Annotated in this window: 14 protein-coding genes; 5 read left to right on the forward strand and 9 right to left on the reverse strand. The window is 73.1% G+C overall.

Annotated features, from left to right (window positions below; translation table 11 throughout):
* Window positions 1–180 precede the first annotated feature (180 nt).
* From ABT122_RS28495 to ABT122_RS28520, 6 genes are all read right to left on the reverse strand, one after another.
* Window positions 181–1,947 (reverse strand): AMP-binding protein, encoded by a 1,767-nt coding sequence (locus tag ABT122_RS28495; RefSeq protein WP_351558136.1) that lies wholly within the window; start codon window positions 1,945–1,947, stop codon window positions 181–183.
* Window positions 1,944–4,010 carry an FAD/NAD(P)-binding protein gene (locus ABT122_RS28500; RefSeq protein ID WP_351558138.1) on the reverse strand — a complete coding sequence of 689 codons (2,067 nt, stop codon included), beginning with the start codon at window positions 4,008–4,010 and terminating at the stop codon, window positions 1,944–1,946. The genes ABT122_RS28495 and ABT122_RS28500 overlap by 4 nt, the downstream gene beginning before the upstream one ends.
* A 159-nt stretch (window positions 4,011–4,169) precedes the next feature.
* Window positions 4,170–5,546, reverse strand: a complete 1,377-nt coding sequence (locus ABT122_RS28505) for a methylaspartate mutase (protein ID WP_351558140.1) — start codon at window positions 5,544–5,546, stop codon at window positions 4,170–4,172.
* Window positions 5,543–6,052 carry a cobalamin B12-binding domain-containing protein gene (locus tag ABT122_RS28510; protein ID WP_451067811.1) on the reverse strand — a complete coding sequence of 170 codons (510 nt, stop codon included), beginning with the start codon at window positions 6,050–6,052 and terminating at the stop codon, window positions 5,543–5,545. Before ABT122_RS28510 ends, ABT122_RS28505 begins: the two co-directional genes overlap by 4 nt.
* 123 nt (window positions 6,053–6,175) lie before the next feature.
* Window positions 6,176–6,592, reverse strand: a complete 417-nt coding sequence (locus tag ABT122_RS28515) for a cupin domain-containing protein (protein WP_351558142.1) — start codon at window positions 6,590–6,592, stop codon at window positions 6,176–6,178.
* A gap of 327 nt (window positions 6,593–6,919) precedes the next feature.
* Complete coding sequence (locus ABT122_RS28520) at window positions 6,920–7,846, reverse strand: LysR family transcriptional regulator (RefSeq protein ID WP_351558144.1); 927 nt, start codon at window positions 7,844–7,846, stop codon at window positions 6,920–6,922.
* A 243-nt stretch (window positions 7,847–8,089) separates the two neighbouring features.
* Between ABT122_RS28520 and ABT122_RS28525 the strand changes: the two genes are divergently transcribed.
* From ABT122_RS28525 to ABT122_RS28545, 5 genes are all read left to right on the forward strand, one after another.
* Window positions 8,090–8,719, forward strand: coding sequence for a CGNR zinc finger domain-containing protein (locus ABT122_RS28525; protein ID WP_351558145.1), 630 nt, complete (start codon window positions 8,090–8,092; stop codon window positions 8,717–8,719).
* A gap of 264 nt (window positions 8,720–8,983) precedes the next feature.
* Window positions 8,984–10,387: a vanadium-dependent haloperoxidase gene (locus ABT122_RS28530; RefSeq protein WP_351558147.1), complete on the forward strand. Its 1,404-nt coding sequence runs from the start codon at window positions 8,984–8,986 to the stop codon at window positions 10,385–10,387.
* 387 nt (window positions 10,388–10,774) lie between these two features.
* Window positions 10,775–11,269, forward strand: a complete 495-nt coding sequence (locus ABT122_RS28535) for an HPP family protein (RefSeq protein WP_451067884.1) — start codon at window positions 10,775–10,777, stop codon at window positions 11,267–11,269.
* A gap of 10 nt (window positions 11,270–11,279) precedes the next feature.
* Complete coding sequence (locus ABT122_RS28540) at window positions 11,280–11,939, forward strand: pyridoxamine 5'-phosphate oxidase family protein (protein ID WP_351558150.1); 660 nt, start codon at window positions 11,280–11,282, stop codon at window positions 11,937–11,939.
* Window positions 11,936–13,015, forward strand: coding sequence for a TIGR03571 family LLM class oxidoreductase (locus ABT122_RS28545; protein WP_351558152.1), 1,080 nt, complete (start codon window positions 11,936–11,938; stop codon window positions 13,013–13,015). The genes ABT122_RS28540 and ABT122_RS28545 overlap by 4 nt, the downstream gene beginning before the upstream one ends.
* On the opposite strand, the gene ABT122_RS28550 is transcribed toward ABT122_RS28545, so the two are convergent.
* The 3 genes from ABT122_RS28550 to ABT122_RS28560 all read right to left on the reverse strand — a co-directional run bounded on the left by ABT122_RS28550 (window position 12,966) and on the right by ABT122_RS28560 (window position 15,646).
* Complete coding sequence (locus ABT122_RS28550; protein ID WP_351558154.1) at window positions 12,966–13,301, reverse strand: MerR family transcriptional regulator; 336 nt, start codon at window positions 13,299–13,301, stop codon at window positions 12,966–12,968. The two genes, ABT122_RS28545 and ABT122_RS28550, sit on opposite strands and share 50 nt — an antisense overlap.
* A gap of 392 nt (window positions 13,302–13,693) precedes the next feature.
* A complete protein-coding gene (locus ABT122_RS28555; RefSeq protein WP_351558156.1) occupies window positions 13,694–14,002 on the reverse strand; it encodes an SCO5918 family protein in 309 nt (102 codons plus the stop codon).
* Between the two features lie 84 nt (window positions 14,003–14,086).
* The gene (locus ABT122_RS28560) at window positions 14,087–15,646 is read right to left on the reverse strand and encodes a DEAD/DEAH box helicase (protein WP_351558158.1); all 1,560 of its coding nucleotides are present in this window, start codon (window positions 15,644–15,646) and stop codon (window positions 14,087–14,089) included.
* Window positions 15,647–15,800: the final 154 nt, after the last annotated feature.

The following is a 15,800-nucleotide window of genomic DNA, read 5'->3' on the forward strand; positions in this document are numbered from 1 at the left end:
CTCCGGCCCGGCGCCGGACCGGCCCCGGGCCGTGCCCGCGGAGTCCCGTCCGGCCGCGACGCCCGGCGGCACCCGCGCGCGCCGCGCCGCCGGAATTCCCCCCGCGTCCCGCACGGGAACCCTCCGCCGCGCGACCGCGCCCACCGGACACCGCGAGCCCCGCCCCGAGGGCGGACGGCGCTACCGCCCGGACACGGCCCGGCGCTCCGTACCCGCCCCGCCGCTCCCGTCGATCCGGTGGAGCGTGCCGCCGCCCCCCGCCGCCGACCGGTCCCGCAGCTCCGCGCGCCGCACCTTCCCCGAGGTCGTGCGGGGCAGGACATCGGTGAACTCCACCGCCCGCACCCACTTCTCCGGCGGCAGCGCCGTCCGCACCAGGTCGAAGACCAGCCGCGCCGTCTCCGCCTCCGCCTCCGCGTCCGCCGGACGGCCGGAGCCGGCCACGATGTACGCCTTCGGCGCCCACAGGCCCACCGGATCGGGGATCGGCACCACCGCCGCGTCGGCCACCGCCGGATGGCTCAGCAGCACCTCCTCCAGTTCGCGCGGCGAGATGCGGTGGTCGAAGGCCTTGAACATGTCATCGGCGCGCGCCACATGGGTGAGGCTGCCGTCCGGGGCCCGTACCGCCAGATCCCCCGAGTGGTAGTACCCGCCCGCGAACGCCTTCTCCGTGCGCTCCGGATCGCCGACGTACCCCCGCATCAGCCCCAGCGGGCGCGGGTCCAGCGGGAGACAGATCTCGCCCGGCTCGCCGTCCGGCACCTCCCGGCCCGTCACCGGGTCGAGCAGCACCACGCGGTACCCCGGCAGGGGCACCCCCATGCTGCCCGGACGCGGGGCGCGGCCCGGCGGATTGCCGATCTGGCCGGTGGTCTCGGTCTGGCCGAACCCGTCCCGCAGATCGATCCCCCACCGCTCCCGCACCAGCTCCACCAGCGAGGGCTCCAGCGGCTCCCCGGCGGCGACCGCCTCCCGCAGCGCCGGCGGGGCCTCGCCGAGACCGTGCGCGGCCAGGCCCCGCCAGACCGTCGGCGGCGCGCAGAAGGTGGAGACCGCCCGGGTGCGCAGCACCTCCAGCACGCGTTCCGGGGTGCTGTCGGCGGCGTCCAGCGCCACCACCGTCGCCTCCGCGTTCCACGGCACGAAGAACGAGCTCCAGGCGTGCTTGGCCCAGCCGGGGGCCGAGATGTTGAGATGGATGTCCCCGGGGGTGACCCCGTTCCAGTACATCCCCGAGAGATGGCCCACCGGGTAGCTGACATGGGTGTGCTCGACCATCTTCGGCTGCGAGGTCGTGCCCGAGGTGAAGTAGCGGAACAGCGGATCGCCGGCGGCGGTCGGCCCGTCGGGCTCGAAGCCCTCCGGCACCCCCGCGCTCTCGGCGTACGACCGCCAGCCCCCGGGAACACCGTCTCCGGCCCCGCCGCCCACGGCGATGCCCGACCAGCCGCCCGGCACCCCCGCGAACCGCCCGGTGAGTCCGGCCTCCGCCACGACATGGCGCACCCCGCCCCGGCGCAGCCGGTCGGCCAGCTCGGCGGGGGTCGCCGTGGTGTACGTGGGGATGACGATCGCGCCGAGCTTCATGGCGGCGAGCAGGGTCTCCCACACCTCCGCGCGGTTGCCGAGCATCACCAGCAGCGGATCGCCCCGGCGCACCCCCGCCGACCGCAGCCAGCCGGCGACCCGGTCGGAGCGCCGGGCCAGCTCGGCGAAGGTGAGCACCCGGTCGCTCCCGGGGCCGCCCGCGCCGATCAGCCGCAGCGCCGGCTGGTCGGGCCGGGCGGCGGCGACGGTGTCGAACCAGTCGAGCGCCCAGTTGAACTCGGTCAGCTCCGGCCAGCGGAACCCCTCGGTGGCCTTGACCGCGTCGGTGCGGTGCAGCAGCAGCAGATCACGGGCGGCGCGGAACCGCGCGACGGCCCGGGAGCGGGACGCGCTCATGCCGCTTCCCCCTGCCCGGCGGCCGGACCGGAACCGGAACCCGGGGCGACGAGCACCGGCTCCCCGGCCGGCCGGACGGCCTCCACCGGCTCCCCGGCCGACCGGACCGGACGCCCGGCCTCCGTGACCGGGTGCGCGGCGCCGGCGACCGGGCGCAGCGCGTCGCCCGCGATGGCGTCGGCGTCCCGGTAGAAGAGCGTGCCCACCCCGGGGCGGCTGCTGCCCACCTGGGTGAACCAGCGGGTGTGCTCGGTGGGGATGCCCAGCGCGTACAGATCCGGCTGCGGCGCGCCGTCGGCGGACACCACATGGAACGGCGCCCCGGTGACATCGAGACCGCCGGTGACATATCCCGTGCCGCCGCCCGGCCCCGGGATGACATACGAGCGGGCCATGCCCTCCTCGATGAGCTGCCGGGTCAGCGGCGAGGTGTCGCGGTGCAGATCGGGCGTGGGGATACGGGCGTCGATGAGGGTGCGCACCCGCCGCGCCGACCCGTCGACCTGCGGCGAGACGATACGGAAGGCACCGGCCCGCTCATCGGTCTCGAAGCGGGTGGCGGGCCCGGCGACCTCCACCACGCCCTGCCGTATCAGCGCCCGCAGCTGCTGGACCCGGGACATCGGGGGCCCCGCCGACAGCAGGGCGTTGACCGGCAGGAACCTCCCGTGGAAGAAGCCGGTGTGCGACTCGGGCAGCAGCCCGCCGTAGTCGACGGCCTCGCGCACCACATTGCGGATGTCCCGCAGCACGTCCAGCGCGGCCTTCAGCGGACCGTCGGACGTGCCCAGCGCGGCGGCGGCGAGATCCTCGTCCATCACCTCCAGCAGCCGCGCCCGGAAGTCCTCCGGGGAGGTGAAGCGGCCCCGGGCGAACGGCCGGGCCAGCGCGTCGAGATCGACCGGCGGCCCCGCCGGGAGCCCGGCCGCCACCCGTAGACCGCCCGGGTCGCCGCCGGAGCGGAGCACCCGCGCGTGCGCCTCGCCGAACGCGGCGGCGGCGGCCTCGCCGGACCGGTTCCGCACCTCCGTCACGCAGTGGACGTGCTCCACCTCCTTCAGCAGCAGCGGCAGCACGTCCTCGGCGAAGTCGAGCTGACCGCTGCCGCTCGCGGCCCGGCGCGCGGCGCGCGCGGCGGCCAGCGCCTCGCGGGTGAGGAACAGGGCGCGGTGGCTGAACGAGGGCGCCTTCTGGTTGCGGCCCCGGGCGGGGATCGGCAGCCCGCTGCGGGAACCGGCGACGATCCGCGGCTCGCGCCCGCTGGGGAGGTAGACGAGCGTGCCGTCCGGGCCGTCGCGGAAGGCGCCGCCGCGGCCCGCGGTGAGCGAGAGCATCACATCGTAGAAGGAGAGCCCGAGCCCCCGGATGCCGACCGCGCTGCCCGCCGGGACGGTCTCCTCGTCCAGCTCCATGTCGGCCGCCGAGTCCCCGCAGAGATAGCGGGTGCCGGGGTTGCGGGCGGCGAAGCCGAGCATCTCGCGCTCGAAGGCGTCCGGGGCGTTCAGCGGATGGCCGGTGGCCAGCACCACCCGGTCGGCCTCCAGCAGATGGGGCGCGGTGTCGATGGAGAGCAGATAGCGGCCGTCCGGTCCGGGGCGCAGCGCGGTGAGCCGGCCGCGGACGGAGGCGAGTTCGACATGGGCCGGGAGCGAGCGCGCGATCGTGGTGTACACATCGGCGAGGTACTGGCCGTAGCGGACGCGCGGCGCGTAGTCGTCGGGGCCGAGCAGCTCCTCCCCGGCCGCCGCGCGCTCCTCGATCCACTGGCCGAGCGAGGGTCCCGCGCCGGGCCGCGCGGGGCCCTCGTCCCGGTCGCCCGAGTACATGGTGACCTGGCTGACCACGGTGTTCATGGTGAACCAGGGGTCCTGGTCGGTGCGCCAGACCCGGCCGGCGCCGACCTCGGTGGCGTCGATGAGATGGACGCGCACCGGGCGGGGGTCGGGGTGCCCGGCCTCGGCGGTGGTACGGACGGCCAGTCGTTCGAGTACGGAGATGCCGCGGGGGCCGCTGCCGACGATCGCGACGACGAGCGGGCGCGCATCGGACGAGTATCCGGACACAGTTCTTCCTTGGTGGTTGGGGGAGACGCGGAAACGGCGGAGCCCGCCGGGAGATGCCGGAGGCCGCGGCCGGCGCGCCGGCCACGGGATCGGACGGCCGGCGCGGTGGCGGCGGGGCCGGACATCCCGCGGCGGCCTCGGGGTCGGACGGTCGGTGCGTCAGACGGTCAGGGCGGCGCTCTCGCCGGGCCCTTCCCCGCTGCCGAGGGCGGCGAGGTCGAAGCGTTCCTGGGTGTACGAGAGCATTCCGAGCAGATCGTCCGCGCGCAGCCGCCGGCCCCCGGGCGACGGGAGCGCCGGGATCGGCATGGAGCCCGTGGTGTGCCACTGGAGGCTGCCACGGGCGTCGATATAGCTCCGGGTGCGCTGGGCGTTGTCGGCGTGCAGGCAGTACGGCACATCGAGGATGCCCCGCCGGAACGCCTCCGTCAGCGCGCTCCCGATGTCGGAGCGCAGCTCCAGCACGGCCTCGACCAGGGCGCGAGCCTCGGCCAGCACCCCGAACTCGCCCTCGGTCACGACGGGTCGGGGCCGGTGCGGGGCCGCGGCCCGCGCCGCCTCCTCCAGGGCGTGGACGTTGTCCTCGATGGTGGGAATCCGGTGGGCCTCCGCCGGAGTCTTGACGATCATCCGCTCGGTGCCGGTGACGGCCGCCAGCCGGGCGCTGTCCCGGAGCAGCCCGAGGGCCCCGCCGGTGGTGCGCGGGAAGACCCCCATGTAGGTGTAGAGCACGATGTGCCAGTCCAGGCCCGCGAGATGCTCACCGGCGAGGGTGCGCAGGGCGCCCAGGGCCTCCACGTCCTGGTCGTGGTGGGTCTGCTGGGCATAGCTGAGCGAGACGCTGCGCAGCCCGTGCCGGCGGAAGAAGACACCCTCCAGGACGGAGATCGCCACCAGCAGCGACGGCGGGCAGAGCTGGCCGAGCATGCAGCCGCCGAAGCTCTCCAGATGGCTGCCCTCACGGCCGGCGAGCAGCTCACAGGTGCGCGCCCAGGCGTCGACGGACGCGCCGAGCGGGGTGCGGCTGTAGGGCAGGCAGTACGAGACCGGGCCGCCCTCGGTCGCGTCGAGCCCGGCGTCGAGCAGGGCGCGGATGATGTGCTCGGGGAGGGCCGAGCCGTGCCGCACCTGGACGGCGAAGCCGTCGGAGCGCAGCGGATCGACGAGGCTCCGGGTGGTGCCGGGGCCATGGGCGGCGATCGGATAGCCGTTGAGATCGGTGCCGTCGCGCAGGGCCCGCCGGGCGGACTCGTTGTCGCCGACACGGGTGTAGCTGTCGATGGTGAGGGTGCCGACGGTCCGGGCGCGGGCGCCCTTGACCGCGCGCAGCCCGGCCCCCATCCGGGCGACGTCCGCGAAGCCCATCCGGGGCTGTACGACGAGCTGCCCGGCCCGGCGCGCGGTCGCGACGGCCTCGGCGAACGAGCCCCGTAAGGACGCCTCGACGACCGCCGGGCCCGGGGACCCGGCGGCCTCCGGTCCCGGCGCGCCGGCGGGGGCCGGACCACCGGGGCCCGGTGTCGTCCCGGTGCTCACCGGACCCCCGCGGCGGTGAGCTGCGGCCGGTCGGGCTGCTGGGCGAGATAGCGGCGGAAGGCCGCCACCCCGGCGGCGTCCTCGAAGACGGCATCGAAGCCGGCCGCGGTCAGCTCGGGTCCGTACGAACCCGCCTCGGCGCCCCGCACCCCGAGCTTCCCGCCGATCACGATCCGCAGGTCCCGCAGGTCCGGCTGCTCGCGGATACGCCGGATCACCCGGCCCCCGTCGAGGGCGCCGTGCCCGTTGACACTGCTGATGACCACCAGGTCGGGCCGGACCCGGCGGCACTCGTCGATCAGCAGCTCATCGGGCACGCACGAGCCCACATTGGTGACCTCGTGCCCCAGCTCCTCCAGGAGGAGCTGGAGGAAGACGAGATTCCAGGTGTGGGAGTCGGAGGAGACGCTGGAGACCAGCACGCGGCGTCCGCCGTGGGGCACCGGGTCCGCGACGGCCCGGTCCGGCGCGGAGTACGGGTGGGGCTGGAGTGGAGGAAACGACACGGTGCGGCTCTTTCGGTCGGCGGAGAAGGGGTTCAGGGGCCGGCCGCTCGCGCGCGCGGGCGCACGAGGTGCCGGAGGCCGGTCCGTCCGCGGCGAGGCGCACGGTTCCGGCGGGGCCTCGGTTCAGGAGGAGGCGGTCAGACCGACCGGGCGGATCGGTTTCTGCGGGGTGCGGGCCGACGCGGGGCGGGTGCGGATGGCGAGGCAGGTGCAGCCGGTCCTGCTGGACATCTGGTGCTCGGTGCCGGGGCCCTCCACGACCAGGTCGCCCTTGACGTAGGAGATTCCGTCGCTGTGGTCGAGCACGCCGTCCAGGACCAGCATCAACTCATAGCCGAGGTGCTCGTGGAAGTCGCCGTGGGCGCCCGGCGGGAAGCGCAGCAGCAGACCCACCGAGTCCTCCCCGGAGGCGTCGTCCGGGCCCCACAGGACATGGTGCTCGACCCCGATCCGGCCGGGCTCGGCCCAGGGCACCCAGTCGAGCTGATCCAGTTCGAAGCCGCTGCGGAACACGTTCGCTATGTAGGAAACGTCAGACATCGGAGTACCTCTCCTGTTTCGGCGACTGTGCATAACGGGCGGGCGGGTGGTCCCGATAGGGTTGGCCCCACCTGCGGCCGACCCTCCCGCCGGAGCGATTTCCGACGGGTCTTGACCAGCCTATGCGCGCTTTTCGGAGACAGATCCGCTTGTCTATTGATGAGTGCCATCGGTGAATCCGATGGGATCATTTGCCGGGTGGGAAACGGAAAACGCCGAGATCACAGCGGAATTACCGCTGTGATCTCGGCGCCGATGCCGAAAGAGCTTCCACCGGTGGGTCCGCGAGGGGCTCCCGCCAGTACACGGACCGTCACCGGGAACGGTTCAGGCGGGCTGGCCGGCCGGCTCCCGTCCGATGCGCATCGCGACATCGCAGACGGCGGCCACCGCGGGCATCGCCCGCTCCCGGCCCGCCCACAGCGCCCACACACCGAGCTGCATCCGGGGCAGCCCCGGGATCACCGCGAGGCCGTAACCCTCCTCGGAGCGCACGGACTCGGCGGGCAGCATCGCGATGCCGTAGCCGCTGCGGGCCAGTTCGCGGGCGCCGCCGACCGAGCCCGCCTCGATGGTCAGCGGATCGGCGCCGTACCGGGTCCGCAGGGCTTCGACCAGCACCTGGTGCGAGGCGCAGTCGGGATCGACCATCAGCACGCGGGGGGTGGAGAGCGCTCCGGTGCGGTCCAGCTCGGCGGCGAGCGCGGCGGCGCCGACCGGGGCGACCTCCAGCGGCGGCAGCTCCTCCACCACCAGGCCGCTCGGCGGTGCGCCGTCGGTCCAGCAGTCCCCGTGCACCAGCGCCACATCGACCTCGCCGGCCCGGACCTTCTCCTCGGCCCTGCTGATCGCCAGCTGCCGGGGCGAGACCTGCACCTGCGGATAGCGGTATCGGCACTCCCGTATCAGCGACCCCACCCGTGACTCCAGCAGCAGCGCCGAGGCCCCCACCGACGCCCGCCCCTTCATCTCCCCCGTGGGGCTGAGGTCACTGGCCATTTCGTCCATCACGTGGAATATTCGCACCACATGATCGTGGAATATCTCGCCCGCCGATGTGAGCCGCACACCGTGGGGCATGCGCTGGATGAGCTGGAGCCCCACTCGTGATTCCAGTGACCGAATGTGCGAAGTGATGCTCGATTGTGCGTAACCAAGGCTTCGGGCAGCTTTGGTGAGACTCCCCAGGCGTGCCACTTCCCGGAATGATGTCAGTTGGTATATCGCAAGATCGTAGGTCACGAATTCCCCCATGGAACACAAGTACCAGCCTGCTTTGTGGTGCTGTCTCCGCGGAAATCCGATCACGGCCGGAGGCGGTCCCGTCCGGTCGCTGCCCCTGGATTTCCCTCGTGCTGAGAGACGCCCTGTTCTGAAGCGGTGTGATTATCACTATACTAACGGGTGCTGAGGTGCCGAAGCGTTAGTGTCGCGAATTGTGGCATGTGGCAAGTGCTTCCGGCAACCCCCCGCGTGATCGCTCCCCGAAGGGCCAACATGCCTGTACAGACGCAGACTTCGTCCCCCGTCGACGTGCCTCCTCTCAACGGGGAGCCCCTGCCGATCGAGTTCGTCAACACGGTGTACCCGGTGCGCGGTGAGCTGCTGGATGTCTTCCGCAGCCCCGAACATCTGGCGTGGTGGCTGCGCGCCTGCGGGGACCGGCTCTCCGCGCCGCTGTCCGAGCGGGCGCTCGCGGAGATCGGGACCGCCGACCTCCGGTGCTTCACCCTGCTCCGCGACGCCAGCCGCCGGCTCATCGACGCCTTCGTGGGCCAGGGCGAACACGACCCCTGGGACGTGGAGAACGTCAACCGGGCGGCGGGGATGGACCGGCCCTGGCCGCTGCTGCGCTGGAGCCCGGGCGAGCGTCCGTCCGTCGTGAACATCTGTACCACCCCTCCTCTCGTCGCCGTCCAGGCGGAGATCGCGCATGCCGTGGTGCGGTTGCTGGCCGGTGCCTCCGGTGCCGATCCCCGGCCGTGCCCGGCCCCGGGCTGCGTCTTCCTCTTCGATCGCGCGCGCTCCCGGAGGGAGTGGTGCTCCACCGGATGCGGCAACCGGGCCCGCGCGGCCCGTCATTACGCCCGCCACCACGGCCGCCACCACGGTGAACACTGTTCCTAGCCGATCAGGCCCGGCAGTGTGCGGTTCAGCCTAACGCCTTGAGTGTAAGTACGCCGTTATAAGCGTCGACTGGTGCGTGTGGGGCCCATGGGGCGTCCGGCGCCGATCGGAACCCCTCCGGCCCACATCGGAATTCTCGATGTCTGGCATCTGTGATCACAGCGATGGCACATCGGGAACGCGCCATAAATTTCTGGAGAACGCACCGCGGCCGGTCCGTGCCGTGGGCGTCACCCAACCCTCCAGAGACAGGGGCTCCACCTCATGCTTCGCTCCGCACACCCGGGCAGAAGGACCGCTCTGAAGGCCGCCGTGGTCGGGCTGGCCCTCGCCGGGGTCACCACCTCCATGGCGCCGGCCGCCGCGACCCCGACCGACCCCGCCGAGGCCATATCGCACCATGTGCCGGCCTCCTCGCGCGGCGCCAACGACCACGTCCTGTACTGGAACAAGGCGATCCTGGACGTCTTCCGCCAGGTCGGCGGCACCCCGGGCCCGCTGACCCGCGGCGGCGCGATGATGGACCTGGCGATCTACGACGCGGTGAACTCCATCAGGACCATCGGCAGGCCGTATGTCATCAAGGACACCACGGCGGCCGGCAACATCGGCGCGCTGAACACCGCGATCGACCACGCCGCGTACACCGCGCTGCGGAACGCGTTCCCCAACTACCCGGTGGCGGACCTCGACGCCAAGCTGGCCACGGCGCTGGCCATGCCCAACAACGGCACCACCGCCCAGCGCGAGCAGGGCCGGCTGCTCGGCCTGAAGACGGCGAACGCCATCATCGTCAACCGCACCGGGGACGGCGCGACGAACGCGACCCCGTACACGGTCACCGACCTCCCCGGCCACTGGAAGCCGGCCCCGGGCAAGCCCGCGGGCGCCCCCAACTGGGGCAGCGTCAAGCCGTTCGCGCTGACGTCCGGTTCGCAGTTCCGGCCCGGGAACATCGGCGGCTTCGCCACCCCGGACGCGCTGCTGCGGAGCCCGGAGTACGCCGCCCAGGTCAACGAGATCCGCCGGGTCGGCGGCAAGAACTCGACCGAGCGCACCGCGGACCAGACCCAGCTGGCGCACTTCTGGGCCAATGACGTGGACGGCACCTACAAGCCCGTGGGACAGCAGTACGACCACACCGCGGTGATCTTCCGCAAGTACCGCCCGTACGCCAGCTCCTTCGAGAGCGCGAGGCTCTTCGGGCTCACCTCCGCCGCGCTGGCCGACGGCGCGATCGCCATCTGGGACTCGAAGTACAACACCGACTGGGACGTCTGGCGCCCGGTCGACGCCATCAACAAGGCGAACCTCGTGCCCAACCCGAATCTGACGGCCGACCCGACGTGGGAGCCGCTGGAGAAGGACCTCGCCGGCAACAGCTTCACCCCCAACTTCCCGAGCTATGTCTCGGGTCACTCGGGAGTCGCCTCCTCCTGGGCCGGCATCCTGAAGAACTACTTCGGCCGTGACAACCTCTCCTTCACCGGTGGCACGGACGACCCCTGGGCGCAGGGCGTGACGCGCTCCTTCCCGAGCCTGAGCGCCGCCGCGAAGGAGAAGGCGGACAGCCGCAAGTACATCGGCGTCCACTACGAGTGGGACAACTCCGCCGCGCTCAAGCTGGGTTATGACGTCGCGGACGAGGTGTACGCGAACATCCTCTGACCCCACCCACCCCCGGGCCCGCCCGGGGGTTCAGGTCATGCCACCCGCCCGGCCACTCCAGCCCGTCCGGCGTTTGAGGACGCACCCGCACCCCGGGGTGCCCGGGGGTCACCGCATCCCGCACCCCGGGCCCCCGCACTCCGCACCCCCGCCCCCCTGGCGAACCCCGTGCGAGCTAATGCATCATTCGCTACGCTTACATTAGCTCAAGCGGTACCGTCCTGCTCACCCCGAGCCCGGGAGGGCTCGGCCTTCGCCGAGGGAAGCCCTGTGTCCACCACACCCACCTCCGGTACCACCGCGGCCCCGGCCCCCGGCCGGACCCCGGAGCCCGCACCGCCCCCGACCCCGCCCCCCACCCCCGCCCCCGGGACCCCGGCCGGCGGGGTGCGGGCCGCCCTGGCCGGGAAGGCTCCCGCGCGGGCTCCGCTCGCGGCCATCGGGGTCGCCACCCTGGGGGGCGTCGTCGCCCTGCTCCTGCTCGTCGTCATCGGCACCGTGCTCGACCAGGAGGTCCTCATCCCGCCGCTTGCGGCCAGCGCCGCCCTGGTCTTCGCCGCCCCCGCGCTCCCGCTCGCCCAGCCGCGCAGCGTCATCGGCGGACAGCTGATCTCCGGCGCGGTCGGACTGATCGCCGTCGCCGTCGCGGGCGACTCCCTCTGGACGGCGGCGGTCGCGGGCGGCCTCGCCATCGGCGCCATGGCGCTGGCCCGCGCCCCGCACTCACCCGCCGCCGCCACCGCGGTGATCGCCGTCCTCGTGGAACCGTCCCCGCTGCTCTTCCTCGGCCTGCTGCTGCTCGCCACCCTGGTCCTGGTCGGTGTCGGCATCGTGGCCGGACGCAGTGGCCGTACCGCCCGCTACCCCACCTACTGGTGGTAGGGGCCCGCCGATGACCAGCCGATACGCCCAACTGCTCTTCACCCCGCCGGTCCAGCGCCACCAGGAGGAGCACGGCAGCCGCCGCGCGTACGCGAATATGGCGCTGGGCCCGGAGGAGTCCGACCGCCTCGGCCCGCGCGAGGCGCTCTTCGCCGGTACGCGGACGAGTTTCTACCTCGCCAGCGTCAGCTCCGCCGGCTGGCCCTATGTCCAGCACCGGGGCGGGCCGATGGGCTTTCTGCGCGCCCTGGACGACCGCACCCTCGCCTTCCCCGACTACCGGGGGAACCGGCAGTACATCACCACCGGCAATCTCGACACCGACGACCGGGTCGCGCTGCTGCTGATGGACTACCCGGCCCGCAGCCGGCTGAAGATACTGGGCCGGGCCCGCGCGGTGGACCCCCGGGAGTGGCCGCCCGGCACCCCGGCCCCGCGCGGCCACCGCACCACCGTCGAGCGGCTGATGGTCATCGATGTGGAGGCGTACGACTGGAACTGCCCCCAGCACATCGAACCGCGCTACACCGCCGAGGAACTGGACGAGGTGCTGGGCCCGCTGCGGTACCGGATAGCCGAACTGGAGCGGGAGAACGCCCGGTTGCGGGGCGAGCACCCGGTGGAGGGCCTGCCGGCCGACGAGTTCCCGGCCGGGGGAGTCCCCAGGTGAGCGCACCGGCCGGGTCCGCCGCACCGCCCGTGCCCATGGGTTCCACCGGTTCCACCGGTTCCGCGCGGGAGCCCGCCCCGGGGAGCGCCCACCCGGGGATGGCCCGGGCCTTCCCGCCGGGGCGGATGACGCTCGGTCTGATCGCCCCTCTGGAGTCCTTCACCGGCGACATCCCGTCCATGACGGGTCATCTGGCCCTCGCGACCGCCGCGGAGGAGGCCGGCTTCGCCTCCCTGTGGCTGCGCGATGTCCCGCTGCTCGTCCCGGGCGAGGGCGACGGCGGCCAGCTCTACGACCCCTGGGTCTATCTGGGGATGCTCGCCGCCACCACCCGGCTCATCACCCTGGGAACCGCGAGCACGGTCCTCCCGCTGCGGCACCCCGTCCATGTGGCCAAGGCCGCGGCCTCCGTGGACCAGCTCTCGTCCGGCCGGATGCTGCTGGGCCTGGCGGGCGGCGACCGGCCGTCGGAGGTGCCCGCCTTCGGGGTGCCCCGGACCGGCGGACCGGCCCGGCTCCGGGACGGCTGGTCGTATCTCCGCCATCTCACGTCCACGTCGACCGACGGCCACACCTCGTCCCTGGGGCAGCTCGCCCCCGGAGCGGAAGTGATCCCCAAGCCCCGTCACGGGCGGCTGCCGATGCTGATGACCGGGCGCGGCGGACAGACCCTGGAGTGGACGGCCGAGCACGCCGACGGCTGGCTCTACACCGCGCTCGCCCCCGAACAGCAGCGCCTCAACACCGCGCGCTGGCGCCGGCTCACCGGCGAGCCGGGCAGCGGGCGGTTCAAGCCGTACGCGCAGGCGGGGTATCTGGTCCTCCACGAGAACCCCCGCTCGGCGCCCCGCGCCCTGCCGCAGGGCTGGTCGATGGGGCGGGAGCCGCTGCTGGAACTCTTCGCCGCCCACGAGGCGGCCGGGGTCAACCAGCTGATGATGAACCTCCGCCACAACACCCGCCCGGCCGCCGAGGTGATGGCCGAACTGGCGGAGGAGCTGCTTCCGCACTTCCCGCCCGGTGGGCTCAGCGAGGGCTGTCGGACGACTCCGCCGCGGCCCGGTACTCGGCGTTGATCCGCTGGGCCTCCTCCAGCTGGTCCTCCAGGATCACGATGCGGCAGGCGGCCTCCACCGGGGTGCCCTGGTCGACCAGCTCGCGGGCGCGGGCGGCGACACGGAGCTGATAGCGCGAGTACCGGCGGTGCCCGCCCTCCGAACGGAGCGGGGTGATGAGCCGTGCCTCCCCGATGGCCCGGAGGAATCCGGGAGTGGTGCCGAGCATCTCGGCGGCCCGTCCCATCGTGTACGCGGGGTAGTCGTCGTCGTCCAGACGGCCACTGAGCGGAGTATCTGCTGTCATTCTCACCTCGTTGTGCGACGCGTCGAGGGCCCCGGTGCCGTACGGCACCAGGGCCCCGAAGGAAATTCAACACCATCCGCCGGCGATCCCGCCGCACCGGCGTCCCTTCCGCCGGCCCGCCCGGGGGCGGGGCGGTCCCGGTGGTGTCTGATTCCTCCCCTCGTTTCCGCTGGATGCCCATGACGGCGCCCACGCGAGAAACGTAACCCCGGCACTTCCCCATGTCTACTCCGGCGGGATCAGATTTTCCGCGCCGCGGGAGGGAAATAATCTGCGGCTCTTCTCTTCTGCCCCGGTGGAGGGGGCGCACACGACCAGGGCCCGACCGGCGTGCGCCGGTCGGGCCCTGGTGCTGCTCTGTTCTGGTGGTGCCGTGTCCCCGGCCGTATCCGCTACACGGGCACGGGGGCGCCGAGCATCGCCGACGCCATCTGGACCGGGGTCAGCACGGGCGCGGGCTCGGCCTTGGGGAGGGCGCGGCACGTGAAGCCCAGGGCCGCCATGGCCCGGGTGACCTCGTCGGCGGTGAAGTCGCGCCGGTCCTGCCGGGTGATGACCTCACCCACCTGCTTCACGGGGTAGTGCCGGCGGCCGATGATCACCGAGTCACCCGTGATCGGCTCGGGCTTGACGCCCTTCATCGACTCCAGCACGCCACTCTTGGTCAGCTCGAACGGGAACCGGGCGATAACGCAGCGCATGATGCCTCACAGGGAAGAGGGGGAAGGGCTGTCGATGCGGTGGCCGCACCGGTCGGCGGGACCGGCGCGGCCCGGGGGCCTGTGTCAGGCCGCGGAGCCGAGAGCGGAGCCCCGCTGGGAGGGGCGCCGGCCCGTCTGTCCGGTGCCGCCGCCGGTGCGCGGGCGCTGGGCGGTACGGCCGCGCCGGGTGCGGGAGCCGGTCCCGCCGCCCGCGCGCTTGGGGCGCTCGGCCACCGGCGCCTTGATGACGACCGGTACGCCGGAGGGGGTGCGCGCGCCGGTGATGCGGCTCAGCGCCTCCTCGCCGGAGCGGACCTCGGTGGTCTGCGGGCGAATCCCGGCGTCCGCCATCAGCCGCACCATGTCACGGCGCTGCTGCGGGGTGACCAGGGTGACCACGCTGCCGGACTCACCGGCCCGGGCGGTCCGGCCGCCGCGGTGCAGATAGTCCTTGTGGTCGCTCGGCGGGTCGACGTTCACCACCAGGTCGAGGTTGTCGACATGGATGCCGCGCGCGGCGACATTGGTGGCCACCAACACGGTCACCAGGCCGTTCTTGAACTGGGTCAGGGTCCGGGTGCGCTGCGGCTGGGACTTCCCGCCGTGCAGCGCCGCGGCCCGCACCCCGCTGTTCAGCAGATGGACGGTGAGCTTGTCCACGGCGTGCTTGGTGTCCAGGAACATGATCACCCGTCCCTCGCGGGCGGCGATCTCGGTGGTTGTCCGGTGCTTGTCGGTGCCGTGGACGTGCAGCACATGGTGCTCCATCGTCGTGACCGCACCCGCGGACGGGTCGACGGAGTGCACCACCGGGTCGCTGAGGTAGCGGCGCACCAGCAGATCCACGTTGCGGTCCAGCGTGGCCGAGAAGAGCATCCGCTGCCCGTCCGGGTTCACCTGGTCGAGCAGCGCGGTGACCTGCGGCATGAAGCCCATATCGGCCATCTGGTCCGCCTCGTCCAGGACGGTGATGCCGACCTGGTCCAGCCGGCAGTCGCCGCGGTCGATGAGGTCCTTCAGCCGGCCCGGGGTCGCGACGACGATCTCCGCCCCGGCGCGGATCGCGCCGGCCTGCCGGCCGATCGGCATCCCGCCGACCACGGTCGCCAGCCGCAGCTTCAGCGAGCGCGCGTAGGGGGTGAGGGCGTCGGTGACCTGCTGGGCCAGCTCACGGGTGGGGACGAGGACCAGGCCCAGCGGCTGCCGGGGCTCGGCGCGCCGGCCCTCGGTCCTGGCGAGCAGCGCGAGGCCGAAGGCGAGGGTCTTTCCCGATCCGGTGCGCCCGCGGCCGAGCACATCGCGGCCCGCGAGGGAGTTCGGCAGGGTCGCCGCCTGGATGGGGAAGGGGACGCTCACACCCTCGGTGGTCAGCGCCGCCAGCAGCGGCCTCGGCATCGCGAGGTCGGCGAACGCCTCCACGGCGGGCAGCGCGGGCGTGACCGTCACCGGCAGCGCGAACTCGCCCGACTGGGACCGGGTCCGCCGGGCCGGGCCACCGGAACGGCGCGGTCCGCCGGAGCGGTTGCCGCTCCGGCCCGCGCCCGAACCGGACCCCGTGCCTCCCGACCTGGTGCGGGTGAAACGCTCGGTCGGGCGCTCGTTCGAGCGATTATTCGTGCGGTTATTCGTACGTGTGCGGTTCATGCGGAACCTTCCTCGATACGGCACGTATCAAGGGGTTCCCGCAGCTGATGAGCAGCGCAGAGAACCGCGTGAACGAGCCGGGTGTCATGCGAAAGCGAATCCGGGGGGACGGGTGGCCCGAGTGGGCCGGTGCGCCCGGCGGAATCATGGAGAA

The organism is Streptomyces sp. NPDC001985, from assembly GCF_040296845.1.
Lineage (GTDB): Bacteria > Actinomycetota > Actinomycetes > Streptomycetales > Streptomycetaceae > Streptomyces.